Source organism: Ruminococcus sp. 1001713B170207_170306_F1 (assembly GCF_015668065.1).
In the GTDB taxonomy this organism is placed as follows: Bacteria; Bacillota; Clostridia; order Lachnospirales; family Lachnospiraceae; genus Blautia_A; species Blautia_A faecis.
Map to the genome: position 1 here is coordinate 1 of NZ_JADPEX010000043.1, position 19,811 is coordinate 19,811.

The following is a 19,811-nucleotide window of genomic DNA, read 5'->3' on the forward strand; positions in this document are numbered from 1 at the left end:
TCGCCTTGGTAGGCCGCTGCCCTGCCAACTAGCTAATCCAACGCGGGTCCATCTTATACCACCGGAGTTTTTCACACGGAACCATGCGGTTCTGTGCGCTTATGCGGTATTAGCAGCCATTTCTGGCTGTTATCCCCCAGTATAAGGCAGGTTACCCACGCGTTACTCACCCGTCCGCCACTAGAAACAGATCAAATCCGCCGAAGCCTCAATGAAATGTTTCCCGTTCGACTTGCATGTGTTAAGCACGCCGCCAGCGTTCATCCTGAGCCAGGATCAAACTCTCTGATAAAGTGTTTGATGCACTCAAGACAACCAACTAGCTTAGTTATCTCTCGTCATTACTGTTATAAAAAGTTCATTCTTTTGAATGATGATTCGTTAAGAATTTTCGAGAATCGTATGTGTTTCACTGTTTAGTTATCAAGGTTGTTTGTCTGTCATCTCTTTGCGACAGCCCGTTTACTTTATCATATCTTTCAGATCTTGTCAAGCACTTTTTTCCAAAAGTTTTTCAGATCTTCAAGAAGCTGTATAAAGTTGTATGTTTCTGTCGTTCTGTTCAAGCGACTTGATTACTTTACCATAAGTTCAGTCATTTGTCAATAGTTAATTCAAATTTTCTGAAAACTATTTTATTTTTCAGTATTTCAGAAGCAATTCCTTGCGACAGCTTGTTTACTATACCACTGCCGTAAGGAATCGTCAAGCACTTTTTACAAAAAAATTTATATTTTTTTATAACATTATTTTCAAGATCCTTTTTCTTCAATCATTGACTTTCGCCCTCAGACATGATAGCGTCAATACATATAACAAATTCATTATTTTATACCCTTTCCCCAGTTTGGAGGTTTCTATGTATCAACAGCAATCACCAGCATTAAAAGAAACAAATCCTCATGGCTCCCAGGCTTTTCCCTGTGCTTTTTACCGTTTAAAACTAAGCGGACACGGAATCCTAGTCAAGCACCATTGGCACGAGGAGGTCGAGATTATTTACTTTCCCGGTGGAACCTTCACCTTAGATATTAATATGGAAACATTTGATGTATCTTCAGAATGTTTTTATTTTATTAATCCCGGCGAACTGCACAGCATACGTGCACGCTCAAAAGAAGTCTCCATGGAATACGCTGTCGTTTTCCAACCGGAACTGCTCTGCTCTCCTTTTTACGATACGGTTCAGACTCAGCTTGTCCAGCCATTGCAAAACGGACGTCTGATTTTTCCAAGATGTATTTCTGCAAACCATCCTGTTTTTCCTATTATAAAGGAGCAGTTCCAGAACATCACTAACGCATTTTACCGCTGCAGCTTTTCTGAACAATTGGAAGAGCTTCATGATTCCTTACATATAAATTTATTCCGCGCTTCTGGAAATGCCATTGTCGGCCTGGCAGATCAGCTTCTGATCAAGGCTTCCCTGTTAAATATTTTTGCAGATTTTTCCAATCGCCAGCTTTTTTCCCAGACTGAAAAATCTGATGACCACAGGGTCGAGACCATAAAAACCACAATCACTTACATCCGCGACCATTACCAGGAAAAAATTTATATCCGCGATCTGGCATCCCTGATCGGACTCAATGAGCAATACTTTTGCCGTTTTTTTAAAAAAGCAATCGGCATGTCTCCCATAGAATACCTGAATGAATATCGCATCCGCCAGGCAGTACGTTTATTAAAAGACAGCAGTCTTCCAGTGACCGAGATATGTCTGGACTGTGGTTATAACAATATGGGGAATTTTCTCAGAGAATTTCGCAAATATACAGGAACCACACCTCTGCAATATCGGAAACACAGCCAGGGGATTGAGAATCCTTCCTTATAAAACACGCTTGCCCCCCTATGTACGAAATGATTTTCCAAACAATCTCTGGTCAAAATTTCGTATTTTTTAATCAAATTAAGGGAAGTATTTTCTTTTTCATGTATGTATAATGTACTTAGTTCAAAGATAATCATTATATATAAGGAGACATAAATGAATAGCACGAAAAAAAAATGGTGGCAGGATAAAGTAGCCTATCAGATTTATCCGAAAAGCTTTTATGACACAAACGGTGATGGAATCGGCGATCTGCCGGGAATTATTGAGAAACTGGATTATTTAAAGGAGCTGGGGGTTGACATTGTCTGGCTTTCCCCCTGCTATCGCTCCCCTCTTGCCGACCAGGGATACGATATTTCCGATTATTACGACATTGACCCGCGATTCGGAACTATGGAGGATATGGACCGCCTTATCGCAGAAGCAAAGAAGCGGGACATGTATATTGTCATGGATCTGGTTGTAAACCACTGCTCTGATGAGCACGAATGGTTTAAAAAAGCCTGTAAAGATCCGGATGGAAAATACGGCCGTTTCTTCTATTTAAGAGACAAAGAAGATGGTAAGCTTCCTACTAACTGGCGCTCCTATTTCGGAGGTTCGGTATGGGAGGATCTGCCTGGCACCAACAAACAGTACCTTCATGTTTTTCATAAAAAGCAGCCTGACCTGAACTGGGAAAATCCAGAGCTCCGTGAGGAAGTATATAAAAATATTAACTGGTGGCTGGACAAGGGTCTTGGCGGTTTCCGCATTGATGCTATCATTAATATCAAAAAAGCTCTTCCTATGCATGATTATGAGCCTGATCGTGAGGACGGACTCTGCAGCATTAATAAAATGCTGGAGGAAGCTTCCGGAATCGGAGAATTTCTTGGAGAAATGCGTGACCGCACCTTCAAGCCTCACGATGCTTTTTCCGTAGGTGAGGTTTTCAACGCAAAAGACGAAGAGCTCCCGGATTTTATTGGAAACAATGGTTATTTTTCTTCTATGTTCGACTTTAACGAAACCATTTTCGGAGGTTCTGAGAAAGGCTGGTACGATTGCAAAGAAATCACACCTGACGACTACAAGCGCTGCTGTTTTGAGACACAGGCCAAAATGGGGGATTTCGGATTTGTTTCCAATATTATCGAGAATCATGACGAGCCTCGCGGTGTCAGTCACTATATTCCAGAAGGTGATTGCTGTGACACAAGCAAAAAAATGCTGGCGGCATTGAATTTCATGCTTCGTGGACTTCCCTTTATTTATCAGGGACAGGAGCTTGGCATGGAAAATATCCCGTTCAAATCTATTGACGAGGTAGATGATATTTCAACTCTGGATGAATATAAAGTTGCACTTGACGCCGGACTTACCCCGGAAGCAGCTTTGAAAGCTGTTGCCCGCCGCAGCCGCGACAATGCCCGTACCCCCATGCAGTGGACTGGTGAAGAAAATGCCGGATTTACAGCTGGTACACCGTGGCTTCGGGTAAATTCCAATTATACCGCAATTAATGTGGAAAAAGAGACGATTGATCCAAATTCCGTACTTAATTTCTATAAGAAACTGATCGCTCTTCGCAAGGATCCGGAATATAAAGAAACCGTTGTGTATGGTGCTCTGGAGCCATTTATGGAAGACCGGCATAATTTAATGGCATACTACCGTAAAGGAGATAAAACTTTACTTGTGGTTGGCAATTATCAGTGGGATGAGCAGGAAATTACACTTCCATCAGAATGCAAAAAGGTGCTGATCAATAACTACCCGGATATGGTTCTGGATGGAAATTCAGTTAAGCTGCATGGATATCAGGTGCTGGTTGTGGAGTTAGCGTAAACGATTTTCACGCTTGGTATTTATTGTATTCCAACACCTTATTGACAATTTTTCCCATTATTACTATAATAACAAAAGAACAGGGGAGCTTGTACACAGGCTGAGAGGAAATTGTGAATTTCGACCCTTTTACCTGATGCGGATAATGCCGCCGTAGGAAGTCATCATGGGTTTGATTTTTTTCGGAGACACCTCATTGGGGTGTCTCTTTTTTCATATGGCAGCAATGCAGCGTTCGGCTGGGGGCACCACTTTCGGACGCTATATAAAATTAATGCATACATAACAACAGTGCCGGTTTGTAAAAAGATTTTTTCACGTTATAACTCATAACTCGTGGAAACTGCTTCAAACAAGGCCAAGAGAAAGGAAGAAAATTATGAGAACAGCATTAACAATCGCTGGAAGTGACTCCAGCGGAGGCGCCGGTATCCAGGCTGATATCAAGACAATGATCAGCAATGGAGTATATGCCATGAGTGCGATTACCGCACTTACCGCACAGAATACTACCGGTGTAACAGGTATTATGGAAGCAACGCCAGAATTTCTGGCCGACCAGCTGGATAATATTTTTACAGATATTTATCCGGATGCGGTGAAGATTGGAATGGTATCTTCCAGCGCACTAATTGAAACCATTGCGAAAAAGCTTCGCCAGTATGAAGCAAAGAACATTGTAGTAGACCCGGTTATGGTCGCCACAAGCGGAGCCAAGCTGATCAATGATGAAGCCATTGAAGCCCTTAAAAGTCAGCTTCTTCCAATGGCCACAGTCCTGACACCGAATATTCCGGAGGCAGAGGTTCTGTCCGGAATGAAAATAGAAACTGCCGAGGATATGATCAAAGCCGCTGCTGCCATCGGAGAGAAATACAGCTGTGCAGTGCTTTGCAAGGGTGGTCATCAGCTAAATGACGCCAATGACCTTCTGTGGCGCAAAGGCGATTACAAATGGTTCCAGGGAAAGCGGATCAACAATCCAAACACTCACGGAACAGGATGTACCTTATCCAGTGCCATTGCTTCTAATCTGGCAAAGGGATTTGACCTGGATACTTCCGTGGAGAGGGCAAAGAAATATATTTCCGGAGCACTTGCTGCTATGCTGGATCTTGGAAAAGGCAGTGGTCCTATGGATCACGGATTTGCAATAAAAAATGAATTCACACTGTCACATGACGAGATTACGGCAGAAGCCGCTGATAAGGAGGCAAAATAACATGACTGAAAAACGTACTTCCATTTTTGAAAACGGCCTGATCTGGTTTGGCGCTGGTGTTTCCCTGGCGGAAATCCTCACCGGAACCTATTTTGCCTCACTTGGCTTTGGAAAAGGTCTTCTTGCCATTATCATCGGACATATTATTGGCTGTACCATGCTTTTCCTCGCCGGAGTAATTGGCGGAAAAACACGCCGCAGTGCAATGGAAACCGTAAAAATGAGCTTTGGGGAAAAGGGCGGGATTTTCTTCTCCTTCCTGAATGTACTTCAGCTGGTTGGCTGGACTGCTATTATGATCTACGACGGAGCTCTGGCCGCAAACGGTGTGTTACATACCGGAAGCTGGGTATGGTGTCTGGTAATCGGTGCACTGATCGTACTGTGGATTTTTATCGGCATCACAAACCTTGGAAAAATCAACACCATCGCTATGGCAGCACTTTTTATCCTCACATTGGTACTCTGCAAGCTCATCTTCTTTGATGGCGGGACTGCACTTGCCATTGGCGAGGAAGCCATGTCCTTTGGTGCTGCGGTTGAGCTTTCTGTTGCAATGCCACTGTCCTGGCTGCCGCTGATCAGTGATTATACCCGCGAGGCGAAGGAGCCAGTGAAAGCAACTGCTGTAAGCTCTATTGTTTACGGTCTTGTAAGCTGCTGGATGTATGTAATCGGTATGGGTGCAGCGATTTATACCGGTGAATCCGACATTGCTCAGATTATGGTGAAAGCCGGACTGGGAATTGCAGGCCTTCTGATCATTGTATTTTCCACTGTTACCACCACATTCCTGGATGCTTACTCCGCCGGAATTTCATCTGAATCTGTATTTTCCAAAATTAATGGAAAATATGCCGCAATTGCCGTAACCATCATCGGAACAATTGCTGCAATTGTATATCCAATGGACAACATTACCGATTTCCTGTATCTCATCGGTTCTGTATTTGCACCGATGATTGCCATTCAGATTGCCGATTTCTTCCTTCTGAAGCGTGCTGACAGCCTGGGCGAAGCGGTTGACATAACAAATGCGGTAATCTGGGTGATCGGATTTGTGCTGTACCGAATTTTAATGAGAATTGATATTCCTGTGGGAAATACACTGCCAGATATGGTGGTTACCATTCTCATTTGTATGATCGTGCGAAATGTTTTAAAGAGTAAAAAATAGACTTTCACTTTAGAGTGTATTGGATAAAAGGCTTTCTGCAAGATGTGCGTCGCAATTTGCAGGAATGATTTTTCAAACACGCTCTAGCTTTCGTATAAACACTACTCGGTTCAGGAAAGTGCCAGAGATGGGCTTTCTTATAAATCCAAAAAGGGGCTGCCATTTCCCGGCAGTCCCTTTCTGTTTATTTCTTTTTATATCTGCTTATATCTGTTTATTCTTCAGTTTCTTCCAGCGTTACTTCCACAACCGTATCCCGATCATCCGGAAGCGGATAGCTGTCGCAAGTGTCAGCGTTGAGGAAAAAGAACTGATTCTGGGAGTATTCCTTCAGGTTCCAGTAATCCGTAAGCTTTACCTCGGAATTGTCGGAAAGACGGCGGAGTTTTTTGATCTTGCCGTGGATTCCGGTGAGAGGGATTGCTCCTGCCTGGGGCTCCATAACGTGGGCGTAGATTTTATTTCCGTTGCGGGTGTAACGGCCCCATTCCGGTTTATCGATTTCAGCATAGCCACAGCCGTAGATGCTCTTGGAGTTCTCGTCCATCCACTCTCCTACTTCTTCCAGAATCTTCACAGACTCCTTCGGAATACGGCCTTTTGCATCAGGCCCCACATTCAGGAGCAGGTTGCCACCCTTGCTGACACACTCAACCAGCATGTGGATGACCATTTCAGCTGATTTATAATGACGGTCACTGGAAGAGTAGCCCCAATTGTTATTCAGGGTCAGGCAGGCTTCCCAGGGTACCGGATCACCCAGCTCATTGCGGATTCCTGCTGGTGGGATCATCTGCTCCGGAGATGCGAAATCGCCGGAATATTCGGTAGGATTTGCAGTAAGGATAGAACCGGAATCCTCAGCACTGCCCTCCAGACGGTTATCAATGATCAGCCAGGGCTGGATGGAACGCACCATGGAAATCAGCTCCTGGGCTTTCCATTTGTCGCACTTCATATCGCCGTAGGAGAAGTCGAACCACATCAGATCCAGCTTACCATAATTGGTAAGAAGCTCTTTGATCTGCCCAAACATAAATTCCAGATAGCGGTCGAAATCGCGGTTTTCATTGGAGCATTCCGGATGGTTGCGCATTGGATGGTGCATATCCCCATAGTGTGGGAAATCCGGGTGGCGCCAGTCTATAATAGAAAAATACAGACCTACTTTGATTCCTTCTGCACGGAATGCCTCCAGGAACTCTTTTACCAGGTCTTTGTGGCAGGCTGCGTTCATGGAGTTGTAGTCAGTAAGTTTGGTGTCAAAAAGGCAAAAGCCGTCGTGGTGTTTGGCTGTGAGCACAGCATATTTCATGCCCGCCTTTTTCGCAAGACGCGCCCACTCTCTTGGGTTGTAATTCTCAGCTGTGAACTCTTCTGTGAGATGGCAGTAGTCCTCATGTGGAATCTGCTCCATGCTGCGCACCCATTCTCCTCTGGCAGGGATTGCATAAAGTCCCCAGTGAATAAACATGCCGAAACGGGCGTCACGGTACCATTCGGTACGTTTTGTTCTTTCTTCGATTACTTTGTTCATTTTATAATGTCCTTTCCTGTAACATTAGGCAAAATACTTTTCCAGTTCTCTCTTCATATCCTCTGGAATTTCCCGTTCAAAGGAAAGCTCTGGCTTGTTTGCCACCCATGTAGCTGCTGTGCAGAGAGTTTTCGCTCCTTCTTCCAGTGCACGAGGAGAAATATATTCTACCGTATCGTGTCTTGTATGCATGCCAAAGCCGTCACGGTTTAAGGTAAGCGCTGGCACACCTTTCCATGCGAAAGTATTGGAATCGCTGGCCCAGACCTGATTTTTGATGGTAACACCCAGCTGATTTTCTTCCATGAGGTTTTTCAGTTCTGCACAGACAGTCGGATCTGCAGTTACTCCCAGAACGTTTCCTCCCAGGAGCTGCCCTGCCAGGTCTACATTCAGATTAAACACATGGCTGCTCATTTCTCCTTCATGGGATTTCACATAATTCTGGCTTCCAACCAGACCTTTTTCCTCGGAGCCAAACCAGATGAACTCCATCGTTCTGGCTGGTCTGTGCTCTGCGAAATGATGAAAAGCTTCCATCACCATGGCTCCGCCGGACATATTGTCATATGCACCAGGGCCTTCCGGAACAGAATCATAATGAGCCGTTACCGTAACGATTTCTTCTGGAAAATCAGTTCCCAGAATGCGTACTGCCACATTGGCGGAATTGCGGGAAATCTCGCTCTGCTGAATGTTCAGGCAGCACTTGGATGCCTGTTTCTCCACGATTTCCACTGCATCCAGATAATGGATAGATGCGCCTGGAAGATCACCTGCCTTGCGGCGGTACTGGGTTGGAATCCGGTCTTCCCCCTGATCCAGCGGCGTGCCGCATATGGTTACAAAGCCAAGTGCACCTGCTGCTTTTATTTTATTTATCATATCTTCACGAATAGGATCGCAGACCAGCACAACTGCCCCTTTTGCCTTGGAAAGACTGATGTCGTCTCCTTTTCCCACGAAGAGAAATGGTGCTGTGATGCCCTCTTCCAGGGTGCAGGCGCCATTCAGGTAGGCACGCACCGGATAAGCCTTCTTATAAGGCTGGCAGATTACCAGCTCTGCCTTTTTCTGCTGAAAATCCGGACACTGGAAAAATTCCATGCGGGGTGTCTGAATGTAGACAGACTTTCCCGTCTGGGCTGCTGCCTGCTCCGCTTCCTTCAAAATGTATTCAGCTGCTTTGTGCTCCCCCTTAGTGCCGGATTCACGGACGTATGCCGTGTCAGCTACAAACTGATACGCGCGTTGTCCATTTGGGTGAATTTCTGTGTATTTATTCATAATTTACTCCATTTAGAGATGGCTTCCGATTTACTCCTATTTAATGCGCTACATTCAGAGGCCTTGCAATTTTCCTTATTATGCTTTGCTGCGCACCTCTAGAGCACAAAGAAAACCATCTCTATATTTCTTAGAAATTCTACTATATACTTCAAAAACTACTATATCTTCTTTTAAATGCAATTTATACTTCCGGCACTTCTTCCATAATACGGATCAACATATCGCCAGTTCCAACATTATAGCCGCTGGTTGCATAAATCCCTACAGACTCGCCATTAGTTACCAGAATTAGCGGAAGCTTGTCTGGATCAACGTACATTCTTCTTCCCAGAAGTTCAATGTTTTCTTCAAAGGAATCGTAATAGATGGAAACATTCGGGAACATCTTCAGCACTTTTGCCAGAAGAGGATCCTGCTTGGCTTCTGGAGTACGAATCATGAAGGAGATGGAATTTTCAAATTCGTGGAATTTTTCTGCATGTTCCAGCATTTCGTTCAAAATATGTTCCGTAGGCTCCCGGCTCTCTTCCAGCCACATGAGAATTTTCTTGCCGCCTTTGGTTAACTCAGCGCAGGTTACTGTGTTTCCGGCAGAATCTTTTACTTCAAACTCCGGAAGGGAAATACGCTCCAGCATATCGCCAAGCTGTGCTTCGCGGAGACGCAAGGTCTCTTCTCTCTGCACGCCTTCTTTTATCGTAAATGTTTTCTCCCATGCAAACTGATTTCCGTTAGGAAGGCGGTTGGTGGTAATAATCCGATAGGTTCCTGGAATCAGTGCAAGCTCCAGAGTATCCCCATCCCAGCTTCTGCCTGTAAGGTTTAAGGAAACATATTCATTTCCAACCAGACGTCCCATGGTCCAGTTCTGATAGTAGTTCCATACAGCATCTGCCTCTTTTTTCAGTGTGAGAACTGCGCCGCCCTCCTGCTGTTTCAAAACGGAAACAAACTGGTCTTTTACCCAATATTCCATTACCTTATTATCTGGGTTCAATCTTGCCGGAATTCCCAGTGTACGGGCGATTGCCACAAAAAGTACTTTCTGGGAACGCTCGGTACCAATTTCGGATACCAGACATTCGTATGGAGTTTCCATTACGGTCTCGCGCTCGTTATCCGGGTAGGCGATGATATGCGCCTGGATATAATTCCAGATCTCTGCCGGATTTGCGTGGAAAGCGGCTTTCTGCTCTTCTGTGAAAAAAGAGAGAATGCCTTTTCGGTATGGACGAAGAAGCTCATCCTCCACACGGGGATTTAATACGTAATTGATATAAAGATTATAGCCGGACTCTGCACCTGTAGCTCTTGTATATGCCGCAGATTTTTCAGCTTTATAGTTACTGCACTCTGCATTAGCACTCTCAGCGCCTTGAGTGAAGCGATCTGCGCCATTCATTTCTTTTTTGCCACATTTCCCAGTACCAGACTTCGTTTTAAATTCTTTTGCATACTGCTTGCCATATTCCAAATGCTCTTCCAATACATTGCAAACACAGTCTGTGTGGTCTTTCTCCGAAAGTACATCCACCATTGCCTGGCGAAGTTCCTTCTCATCCTCGCCTGCAAGAAAAGCAGTCATTTCCGGGTTCACCCAGTTCTCCTTCTTTTCTTTACGAATCTTGTTTGCTTCATTCAGTCGTCTGGTTCCTTCTGCTTTCTGCTCCGGGGTAGGCATGTCCGGGTTCACCGGGGTGTCAACTGGAGCAATTACATCTACAGCTCTCCAATCCTCAGCTTCCACAGTCTCACCAGTAAGAATCAGGGAAATCTCATCCTGCGCTCTGGTATCCAGATCTGCCTGTGCAAATCCTTCCATTCCCGGAAGGAACGCCAGAACTCTTACACTTCCCAAACCGGTCACTAAAGAAACGGTTCCATCTTCGTCTGTCTCTGCCTTTGCAATGGGAAAATACTCTCCCATATTCAACACCAGAAACTGCACCTGAGCGCCCTTTACAGCCGCGCCCTCTTTATCTGTCACTTTTACAGAAACAGTTTTCACCCTAGCATAACGCGCAGTCTGGTTCAACATAACCGCTGCACCTTCTTTGCCGATCACATCCTCCCCTTCTGCCGGGAAAAGATCAAACAGGCGGGAATGCACCATCATTGCTCTGGAAGAAGCATTGGTAAACCACCCCTTATTCAGGATCATAAGCGGCTCACATGCGCCTGTGAAATACCATTTTCCGTCACACCAAAGCTCCACCCATGCGTGGTTGTCATCACAGTGGGACCACCTTGGCACATACACCTGCCGCGCCGGAATTCCCACACTGCGAAGTGCATTTACCAGAAAAACAGACTCCTCACCGCAGCGTCCGTAACCTCTTCGATATACCGTAAGTGCCGGAAGTGTACGGTCATCACCACTATGATAAGTAGCTTCCTCCGCACACCAGTAATTTACCTCAATTGCCGCATCTTTCGCATTTTTTCCTTCAATTCTATCCTTCAACTCATTCCAGAAAAAGCTTCGACAAGGAAGTACCTCTTCCTCATTCACCCTGTGATCCAGAATATAATTCAAAAACATCTCCTCCGGCAGCTCTTTCACCCTGTCCAGCGTATTATAAAGAAACAGCCCATGACTTGCGAAATCCTGAATCTCCTCAAAAGTATAATTCACAAGATCACTATAAGGCGCGGTCACATACAAATACTTCATTGCCAGCCCCAGATCTCTGCCGCATCCATCCAGCTTCTCACAAATCGTCTTTAGTGGCTCCCTGTCCGGTCCAAGCTTCTCTGTTAATTTCAAAAATTCTTCTTCAATCTTCCTCTGACTGTTCTGAAGAAACATCTATTCATCCTCCTACTTTAAATAGAAAAAACGCCCTTTCACGAAAAAATTGTTCTTTTTTTGTGAAAGAGCGTCCCAGCCTCAAAGCCTTGCTAAAACTTCCCGGGCCTTTTTCACCTCAGCCTCACTGGTGCGGAAAATCTCATACTCACTCAAAGAAGGCAGTCCCATACTTACACCCTCTTTGCGGTACTTCATCTCACTGTCCAGCAAAACCTTGCCCGTCATATGATAATCTGTGATTCCGGTTTTCTCATAGATTGGAGCGATCACGTCTGCATTCACTCCTGCACCAGCCATAATGTGAATACGACCAGCACTCTTTTCCACCAGCTCTGCAAGCAGCGGCGAACCATCCACACAGTTATTCTTCTGTCCAGATGTGAGAATGGTATTAAAACCAAGAGAAATGGCCTGCTCCAGGGCCTCCATTGGATCCCTGCACACGTCAAAAGCCCTGTGCAAAGTTACAGACATCCCATTCGCTTCTTCCATAAGCTGTGCCAGATGTTCCACATCCAGGGAGCCATCCGGTCTTAGCATACCGATTACAACTCCCTGGGCACCCAGCTCCCGGAATCTTCTCACTTCTGAACGAATAATATCAAATTCATATTCAGTATAACAAAAATCACCAAATCTTGGACGGATCAGTGCATGGATCTTAATATCACTATGCCTGCGGATCTCGCGGAAAAGACTCTCTGATGGAGTTGTTCCTCCAATCACCACATTTCCGCAAAGCTCGATTCTGTCTGCTCCGCCTTTCTCTGCGGCAAGTACGGATTCCACCGAATCTGCACAAACCTCCAAAGTAAATTTGCTCATATCCTCTTTTTCCTTTCACCCAGCCTGATACTATCACATTGCAGCTATCGCAATGCTTTGCATTCTGAAAATTCCACAAATTATTCCCAAGCCCGCCGGTCTTGTCACTTTGTTGCTGCATTCCTGAGCTGCTGTCTCTTAATAGAGCGTTACTCCAAGGGAATCCAGCATATCCTGCACCGACTGATCCGGGAATTCATCTGTGATGATCCCGTCCAGTTCATCAAGCTGTGTAAATTTATAAGATTCATTAAAATAAAATTTCTCCCGCTCCATCACGGCATATTTATGACGGCTGCTTTCAATTGCAGCCTTTTTGGTCAGTCCGTCCTCCACTCCAAGAGTCGTGACGGTGTGATCCATCATATCAATTCCGCAGCTTCCCATAAATGCCCGGTCAAAGCTATACTGCCGGATCACCTGGATTGCTGCGGAACCAAGGAATCCATTTACTGTAGGATACATGATTCCACCGGTTCCAATGGCTGTGATCTTGGGATTTTGCGCAAGCAGCTGTAAAATATCGATCATGTTGCTCACTACGGTAAGCTGCATTTTCGATTTCGCAAGAAGCTTGGCAAGCTCAATATTGGTTGTGGATATATCAAGAAAAATCGCTTCCCGCTCCTTGATCAGCGTCATGGCCTTAGCCGCGATCACCATCTTCCTGTCCACATGATAATTTCTTCTGTCGATAACATCTCTTTCCAGCGGGTAATCCTGGGAAAGAATCGCACCACCGTAAGTTCTTTTTAATTTGCCGGCATTCTCAAGAGTTTTCAGATCTTTACGGATGCAGTCCTCTGTGACCTGGAACATTTCGCTCAGCTCCCTGGTCCGGACTTTTCCCTGTTCCCGAAGGACTTTCTCGATGGCTATCTGCCGTTCCTCAATGAACATCCTTCTTCCTCCTGTTTTCTGCTGCCTTATTTATCAAAAGCCCATCTCCCGCTCTTTCAAGCGGTTAACATAACTTATATAGCACTATACATTTCATATTACAGCCAGTCTTTTAGCTTTCTATATCTTCTGAATAGATACACAATCTGCCCGTCAAATATTACTCTGCGCACTGACTGCAGGCAACAAAATGTCCCGGTTTTACCTCAACAAGCTTCGGCTGGCTCTTATGGCAGCTATCCTTGCAAACAGGACAACGACTGCAGAACTTACACTCCTCGCCAAGATCAATGGGATTCGGAAGCGTACCCTCCAGCATGATTCTCTGACGGTTCTTCTCAATATCCGGATCCGGGATCGGGATTGCAGAAAGAAGAGCCTTGGTATAAGGATGCATTGGGTTCTCGAAAAGCTCCTCACTGTCAGCAAGCTCAACAAGAGATCCCAGGTACATAACACCAATACGGTCACTGATGTGCTTCACCATGGAAAGGTCGTGTGCAATAAACAGGTAAGTCAGCCCACGCTCTCTCTGAAGCTGCTCCAGAAGGTTGATAACCTGTGCCTGGATGGAAACGTCCAAAGCAGAAATGGGCTCATCGCATACAATAAAATCCGGATTTACTGCAAGTGCACGTGCAATACCAACACGCTGGCGCTGTCCACCGGAAAACTCATGAGGGAAACGATCTGCGTGCTCTGCCTGAAGACCAACGGTTTCCAGAAGCTCAATGACCTTGGCATCACGTTCTTTTTTATTGGCAGCAAGACCATGAGCATCAATTCCCTCTGCTACAATATCCAGAATTTTCCTTCGCGGGTTCAGGGATGCATATGGATCCTGGAAAATCATCTGCATTCTTCTGCAAAGTTCATGTCTCTGCTTTGTATCCAGATTCTTGTCAATTTTCGTTCCATCGAAAGTTACCGTACCATCTGTAGGATCATACAGATGGATAACAGTTCTTCCGAAGGTAGATTTACCACATCCAGACTCTCCAACCAGACCAAGAGTCTCTCCTTTATAAATCTGAAGGGAAATGTCATCAACTGCTTTCAGGATCTTTTTATTTCCAACATTAAAGTATTTCTTCAGGTTCTTGACATCAAGAAGTACCTGCTTTTCATCATTTTTCATCAGAGTTTACCTCCTGTGCCATCTCGTCAAGCATCCAGCATGCTGACTTGTGATTCTTGCCGCAATCGGTATAATCCGGCATGTATTTCTGGCAAACGATCATTGTCTCCTTACATCTTGCCGCAAAAGGACATCCAACCGGAGGCTCCATAAGATCCGGAGGAGTTCCCGGAATTGCCTGAAGCTCACCGCCTTTTTCGTGTGCTTTTGGAATAGAACGAAGAAGGCCTTTTGTATATTCGTGACATGGGTTGTGGAAAATATCTTCCACATCTCCTGTCTCAACTAATTTTCCGCCATACATAACAGCAACACGGTCTGCAATATTTGCCACAACACCAAGGTTATGGGTAATGATGATAATGGATGTTTTGATCTTTTTCTGAAGATCGCGCATCAGATCCAGAATCTGTGCCTGGATCGTTACATCAAGGGCTGTGGTCGGCTCATCTGCGATCAGCACCTTGGGATCACAGGCCAGTGCAATGGCGATGACAACTCGCTGTCTCATACCACCGGACAGCTGGTGTGGATACTGGTCGTAACGTGCCTCCGGATTGGAGATTCCAACCAGGGAAAGAAGCTCAATGGCTCTTGTCTTACGGTCGGCTTTACTCATCTCCTTGCGGTGCTCTTTCAGCATTTCCTCTATCTGTTTTCCAACCTTCATGGTCGGGTTCAGGGAAGTCATGGGATCCTGGAAGATCATGGCAATCTCGCTTCCGCGCACCTGCTGCATCTGACGCTCTGAATATTTAGTCAGATCATTACCCTGGAACATTACGCTTCCTTCTACTACTTTTCCGTTCTTTGGGAGGATTCCCATAACACCTTTCATGGTAATGGATTTTCCGGAACCGGACTCTCCTACTACCGCAAGTGTCTCCTGCTCATTCAGGTAAAAATCCACGCCGCGCACAGCCTGGACAACGCCCTTGTGCGTCTTGATGTGGACTGTAAGATTCTTAACTTCTAATATTTTTCCCATAGCTGTACCTACTTTCTCATCTGCGGATCAAGGGCATCACGAAGTCCGTCGCCCAGAATACTGAAGCATACCATAATCAGTACGATAACAATTGCCGGGAAAATCAGTACATGTGGATACATTCGCAGTACCTGATAACCACCGTTGATCAATACACCAAGGGAAGCCTGCGGCTCTGCCAGACCAATACCAATGAAGCTTAAGAATGCCTCGGTAAAGATAGCGCTTGGGATTGTGAACATCACGTTGATTACGATAACGCTGACTGTGTTCGGGATCAGATCCTTCATAATAATGTTGAATTTGCTGGTTCCAAGAACCTGAGAAGCAAGTACGAATTCCTGATTCTTCAGTTTCAGGATCTCGGCACGAACCAGTCTGGCCATGTTTACCCATCCGGTAATGGAAAGTGCAGCGATAATAGTTCCTACACCAGCCGGGAATGCCATCAGGAAAAGGATTACAATGATAAGGCTTGGGATTCCAACCAGTACCTCAATGATACGCTGCATAACAGCGTCTACCTTTCCCCCGAAAAGAGCGGAAACAGCACCGTAAAGAACACCTACAACCAGATCCAGGATTGCAGCTACCAGTGCGATCATAAGGGAAATTCTGGTTCCCATCCAGGTACGTACCCACAGGTCACGTCCAAACTGGTCAGCACCAAAAATGTGTGCTGCACTTGGAAGTCCATATACATTGTTATAATCAGTGTCTCTAAATGAATATTTACTGAAGATCGGTGCAAAAATGGCAAGCAGGATAATTCCGATCAGAATAAATAATGCTACAACTGCTGCCTTGTTTTTTTTCAGACGGATCCATGCGTCAGCCAGCATAGTGGAAGCAGGAGCTGCGATGTGCTCTTTTTCAGAGGCTTCTACTTTCGCTTTCTGATACATGCTGCGGTCAATTTTTGATTTGTCCACGATCAGCTCTCCTTTCCTTTGGCAAGACGAATTCTCGGATCAATAAGAGAATAAGCCAGGTCAACAAGCAGTACAATCAGCATATAGAATGCGGCATAGAAAATAGTAATACCCATGATCACCGGATAGTCATTGGCCTTGATACAGTCTACGAAAAGGCTTCCGATACCAGGAATACTGAAGATGTTCTCTACAGCAAGAGATCCTGTCATAAGGTTTACTACGATTGGTCCTAAAATGGTTACAACCGGAAGGATGGAGTTGCGGACTGCATGACGCATAAGAACCTTCATCTGGCTCAGCCCCTTGGCTCTTGCAGTTACGATGTAATCCTGATCCAGTACATCCAGCATTTCGGTACGCATAAAACGGGCAACCATAGCTGTTGCACTGAACGAAAGCGCAATGGACGGCAATACGGAACAATTCCAGCCAGTCCAGAATCCAACCGGGAGAACGCCCCATTTCAGACCTATGTAATACTGAAGAAGGGCTGCGGCGACAAAGTTCGGCACCGAGACTCCAAGCACTGCCAATATCATAGTAAAGTAATCAATTCCGCTATTGTGCTTCCAGGCAGCCAGGATTCCTAAAATTAATCCGATTGCAAGTCCGATCAGTACTGCCTGGATACCAATCAGCGCAGATGGTCCGAGACGACCTGTGATAACCTTGGAAACGTCCTGGTTTACATAAGTAAAGGAAGTACCCAGGTCTCCTTTCAGCATGTTCTTAATATATTTCACATACTGCATTGGAAGAGAATCATTTAATCCATACATTTCCAGCACACGTTCCTGCTGCTGAGGTGTCATAATACTAAAACGCTCAGCATCAAAAGGTGTACCTGGAAGATTTTTCATCATGAAAAAGGTACAGGTTACAATTACCCACAAGGTAACCAGAATGTACCCTAATCGCTTTAATACATATTTCAGCATGACATCACCTTTTCTGTTACTGTGCACGTAGTGAACAGTACTCCTTTTCTTTCTGTGAAAAACAGACCGTATACCGGCTGTGTAAGCCACTGCTGTATACGGTCCGTTACCTATTCCTTAAGGAATATTACTTGAATTTGAAGCAAACCTCTGAGATCTGTTTCGCTACCAGTTTATATCCAACAATCACCTGAATAAGAGATTATTCGAAGGAAGCGTACTTGAACTCAAGCGGAACACCGATCGGATGGCTGATCAGGTTCTTGACATTGGATTTTGTCAGAACAGCGGAACCTCTGTGGTATACAGGAGCAACAACTGCATCTTCCTCAACCAGCTTCTTCTCAGCTTTCAGCATGTCGTCAAGACGAGCTGCATCGTCTGTCTGAGTCTTGGCATCAGAAATCAGTGCATTGTAATCTGCATCGTTGTAATTTCCACGGTATGGAGTTCCGTTTGTCCACAGATCAAGGTATGTCATAGCGTCATCATAGTCAGCACCCCATGCTGTTACAGCAAACTGATAGTTGTTGGCATCCATCAGCTCTCCACGTCCCTGTACAGTCTTGGTATCAATTACTACGTTCAGACCAAGTGTTGTAACAAGCTCACTCTGGATAAATGTTGCAACGGATTTGGATACAGAGTCATCAGCTACAAGAAGAGTAACCTCTGAAGGTGCGCTTCCAAGCTCCTCAACTGCTTTGTCATAGTACTCTTTTGCCTGCTCCGGATCATATGGGGAAACATCTCCGTTCAGCTCACGGAATGTCTTCTCTCCATCACCGCTCATGCCGTCTGCTACAAGACCAAAACCTGGTGCAGAACCATCAGCAAGAATGTTATCTGTAAGAGCGCTTCTGTTCATAGCAAGAGAAATAGCTTTTCTCATGTTTACATTGCTCATTACGTCATCTGTAAGGTTGAACTGTACATAGCTTGTACGGAAGTCGATCTCCTGGGAGAATTCCGGATCATCCTTGTATGCTACTACGTTTGCAGAATCAAGTTTAACCTGGGAAAGCTCGCCAGCCTGATATGCGCTTAATGCAGCTGCAGCATCTTTGATTACACGAACCTGTGCATCTTCGATTGCTACGTTGTCTTTATCCCAGTAATTGTCGTTCTTAGCGAAAGTAACGCCTACAGCCGGATCATAATCTGTGATCACGTACGGTCCGCAGTAGAGCATGCTGTCTGGGGAAAGAGCGAAGTTTGTGCCCTGCTCTTCACAGAATGCTTCGTTAACCGGGAAGAACATATCCATTGTAGTAAGGTTCAGGAAGTATGGTGTCGGGCTCTTCAGCTGAACTTCCAGTGTCTGATCGTCAACAGCCTTAACGCCTACCTCAGAAGCCTCAACGCTTCCCTCATTATACTCCTGACCATTTACGATGTAGTCTGTCATAATGAAGCTGTAGCCGTTTGTTGCATCTGCGCTCATCTGTTTCAGCCATGCGTATACGAAATCTGCTGCTGTTACAGGCTCACCATTGCTCCACTGGATTCCATCTCTTAAGTGGAAGGTGTATGTAAGCTTGTCATCGGATACCTCATAAGTATCGCAAAGAGCCGGCTGAGGCTGGTTGTTCTCGTCCATACGGAACAGTCCCTCTTCTGCCTGGTTCAGTACCAGGAATGCATTCTCCTCGGATGCAGCCCACGGTACCAGAGTCTTGATCTCGAAATCAGTAGCAACGCTGAGTGTCTCTCCCTCTGCGAATACTGCTGATGCACCTGTAACAGTCATGGTAAGTGCCATTCCAAGTGCTACTGCTGCTTTCATCATTTTCATAGTTTTTTCTCCTTTCTTATCCGTCCTTAATCCCGGTACGGTAGTAAGCCTTTTCGGAAAGCGGAAGCGCCTGCTGCCGCAGGTGTTTTCTTATAAAAGCAGGACATTTTTTAGAAAATATTTTATAAAAATCTGGTGTCGATGCCTTTATAGCAAAAAAACATTTTCTATTTAGCAACTTAGTCACGATGTAGTTTCATGCGCCTTTGCATAAATAAAAAATGTTCTCTTTGCCCGCCTCTTTTTGGTAATTTTAGTATAGCAAAGTGTTGTAGTGTTGTCAATTGTTTTTTTATTATTCTTTATTGCTTTTTATTGTTTGGAATTGGTTTTGTATGAATTATGTATTTATTTTGTACAAATTCTGCTTTTTCAAGGAAAAATGAGTAAAAAATATCGGATGCAGCTGGGTGCTTCAACTGTATCCGACTTCCTGTTTTCCTCTTTAATGTGTTGAATGTGTTGAAAAGTTCTTCAGGAGGGACGCATTTGGACAATATGTATTACTCACTCGCCGGCGCAACGCTCCAGCGAACTAATCGCTAACTGCGACTAATGCGTTCGGGAGAGCCCTCACGCATAAGTCT

General features: G+C 45.1%; 14 protein-coding genes, 1 rRNA gene and 1 riboswitch. Of the genes, 4 read left to right on the forward strand and 11 right to left on the reverse strand.

Annotation, left to right across the window (positions count from 1 at the left end; genetic code table 11):
- Positions 1–292, reverse strand: a 16S ribosomal RNA gene (locus I4V84_RS18615); the annotation flags it as partial.
- A gap of 567 nt (positions 293–859) precedes the next feature.
- On the opposite strand from I4V84_RS18615, the gene I4V84_RS18620 reads away from it, so the two are divergent.
- The 4 genes from I4V84_RS18620 (at position 860) to cytX (ending at position 6,066) form a co-directional block, all read left to right on the forward strand.
- Entirely contained in the window at positions 860–1,837 is a 978-nt protein-coding gene (locus tag I4V84_RS18620) for an AraC family transcriptional regulator (protein ID WP_118584253.1), read from the forward strand.
- Positions 1,838–1,990: 153 nt separating this feature from the next.
- Positions 1,991–3,667, forward strand: coding sequence for an alpha-glucosidase (locus I4V84_RS18625; RefSeq protein ID WP_173774263.1), 1,677 nt, complete (start codon positions 1,991–1,993; stop codon positions 3,665–3,667).
- Positions 3,668–3,738: 71 nt separating this feature from the next.
- Positions 3,739–3,844: riboswitch (TPP riboswitch) on the forward strand.
- A gap of 202 nt (positions 3,845–4,046) precedes the next feature.
- The gene (gene thiD, locus I4V84_RS18630; protein ID WP_173770379.1) at positions 4,047–4,889 is read left to right on the forward strand and encodes a bifunctional hydroxymethylpyrimidine kinase/phosphomethylpyrimidine kinase; all 843 of its coding nucleotides are present in this window, start codon (positions 4,047–4,049) and stop codon (positions 4,887–4,889) included.
- A 1-nt stretch (position 4,890) separates the two neighbouring features.
- Positions 4,891–6,066, forward strand: a complete 1,176-nt coding sequence (cytX, locus tag I4V84_RS18635) for a putative hydroxymethylpyrimidine transporter CytX (RefSeq protein ID WP_173716701.1) — start codon at positions 4,891–4,893, stop codon at positions 6,064–6,066.
- 214 nt (positions 6,067–6,280) lie between these two features.
- Here the strand turns inward: cytX and I4V84_RS18640 are convergent, their stop codons facing one another.
- The 10 genes from I4V84_RS18640 to I4V84_RS18685 form a co-directional block, all read right to left on the reverse strand.
- On the reverse strand, positions 6,281–7,603 hold the full coding sequence (locus tag I4V84_RS18640; protein WP_187566675.1) for an alpha-L-fucosidase: 1,323 nt from the start codon (positions 7,601–7,603) through the stop codon (positions 6,281–6,283).
- A gap of 24 nt (positions 7,604–7,627) precedes the next feature.
- Positions 7,628–8,890 carry a M28 family metallopeptidase gene (locus I4V84_RS18645; protein ID WP_195993129.1) on the reverse strand — a complete coding sequence of 421 codons (1,263 nt, stop codon included), beginning with the start codon at positions 8,888–8,890 and terminating at the stop codon, positions 7,628–7,630.
- Between the two features lie 184 nt (positions 8,891–9,074).
- Positions 9,075–11,702 (reverse strand): transglutaminase domain-containing protein, encoded by a 2,628-nt coding sequence (locus I4V84_RS18650; protein WP_195993130.1) that lies wholly within the window; start codon positions 11,700–11,702, stop codon positions 9,075–9,077.
- 81 nt (positions 11,703–11,783) lie between these two features.
- Positions 11,784–12,530, reverse strand: coding sequence for a copper homeostasis protein CutC (locus I4V84_RS18655; RefSeq protein ID WP_173736102.1), 747 nt, complete (start codon positions 12,528–12,530; stop codon positions 11,784–11,786).
- Positions 12,531–12,668: 138 nt separating this feature from the next.
- The gene (locus I4V84_RS18660) at positions 12,669–13,430 is read right to left on the reverse strand and encodes a DeoR/GlpR family DNA-binding transcription regulator (protein WP_148463620.1); all 762 of its coding nucleotides are present in this window, start codon (positions 13,428–13,430) and stop codon (positions 12,669–12,671) included.
- A 160-nt stretch (positions 13,431–13,590) separates the two neighbouring features.
- Entirely contained in the window at positions 13,591–14,568 is a 978-nt protein-coding gene (locus I4V84_RS18665) for an oligopeptide/dipeptide ABC transporter ATP-binding protein (protein WP_148463621.1), read from the reverse strand.
- Positions 14,558–15,556 carry an ABC transporter ATP-binding protein gene (locus tag I4V84_RS18670; protein WP_118584033.1) on the reverse strand — a complete coding sequence of 333 codons (999 nt, stop codon included), beginning with the start codon at positions 15,554–15,556 and terminating at the stop codon, positions 14,558–14,560. The genes I4V84_RS18665 and I4V84_RS18670 overlap by 11 nt, the downstream gene beginning before the upstream one ends.
- A gap of 8 nt (positions 15,557–15,564) precedes the next feature.
- The gene (locus I4V84_RS18675; RefSeq protein WP_226815283.1) at positions 15,565–16,488 is read right to left on the reverse strand and encodes an ABC transporter permease; all 924 of its coding nucleotides are present in this window, start codon (positions 16,486–16,488) and stop codon (positions 15,565–15,567) included.
- A gap of 2 nt (positions 16,489–16,490) precedes the next feature.
- On the reverse strand, positions 16,491–17,429 hold the full coding sequence (locus I4V84_RS18680) for an ABC transporter permease (protein WP_118584035.1): 939 nt from the start codon (positions 17,427–17,429) through the stop codon (positions 16,491–16,493).
- A 202-nt stretch (positions 17,430–17,631) separates the two neighbouring features.
- On the reverse strand, positions 17,632–19,224 hold the full coding sequence (locus I4V84_RS18685; RefSeq protein ID WP_226837875.1) for a peptide ABC transporter substrate-binding protein: 1,593 nt from the start codon (positions 19,222–19,224) through the stop codon (positions 17,632–17,634).
- Between the last annotated feature and the right edge of the window lie 587 nt (positions 19,225–19,811).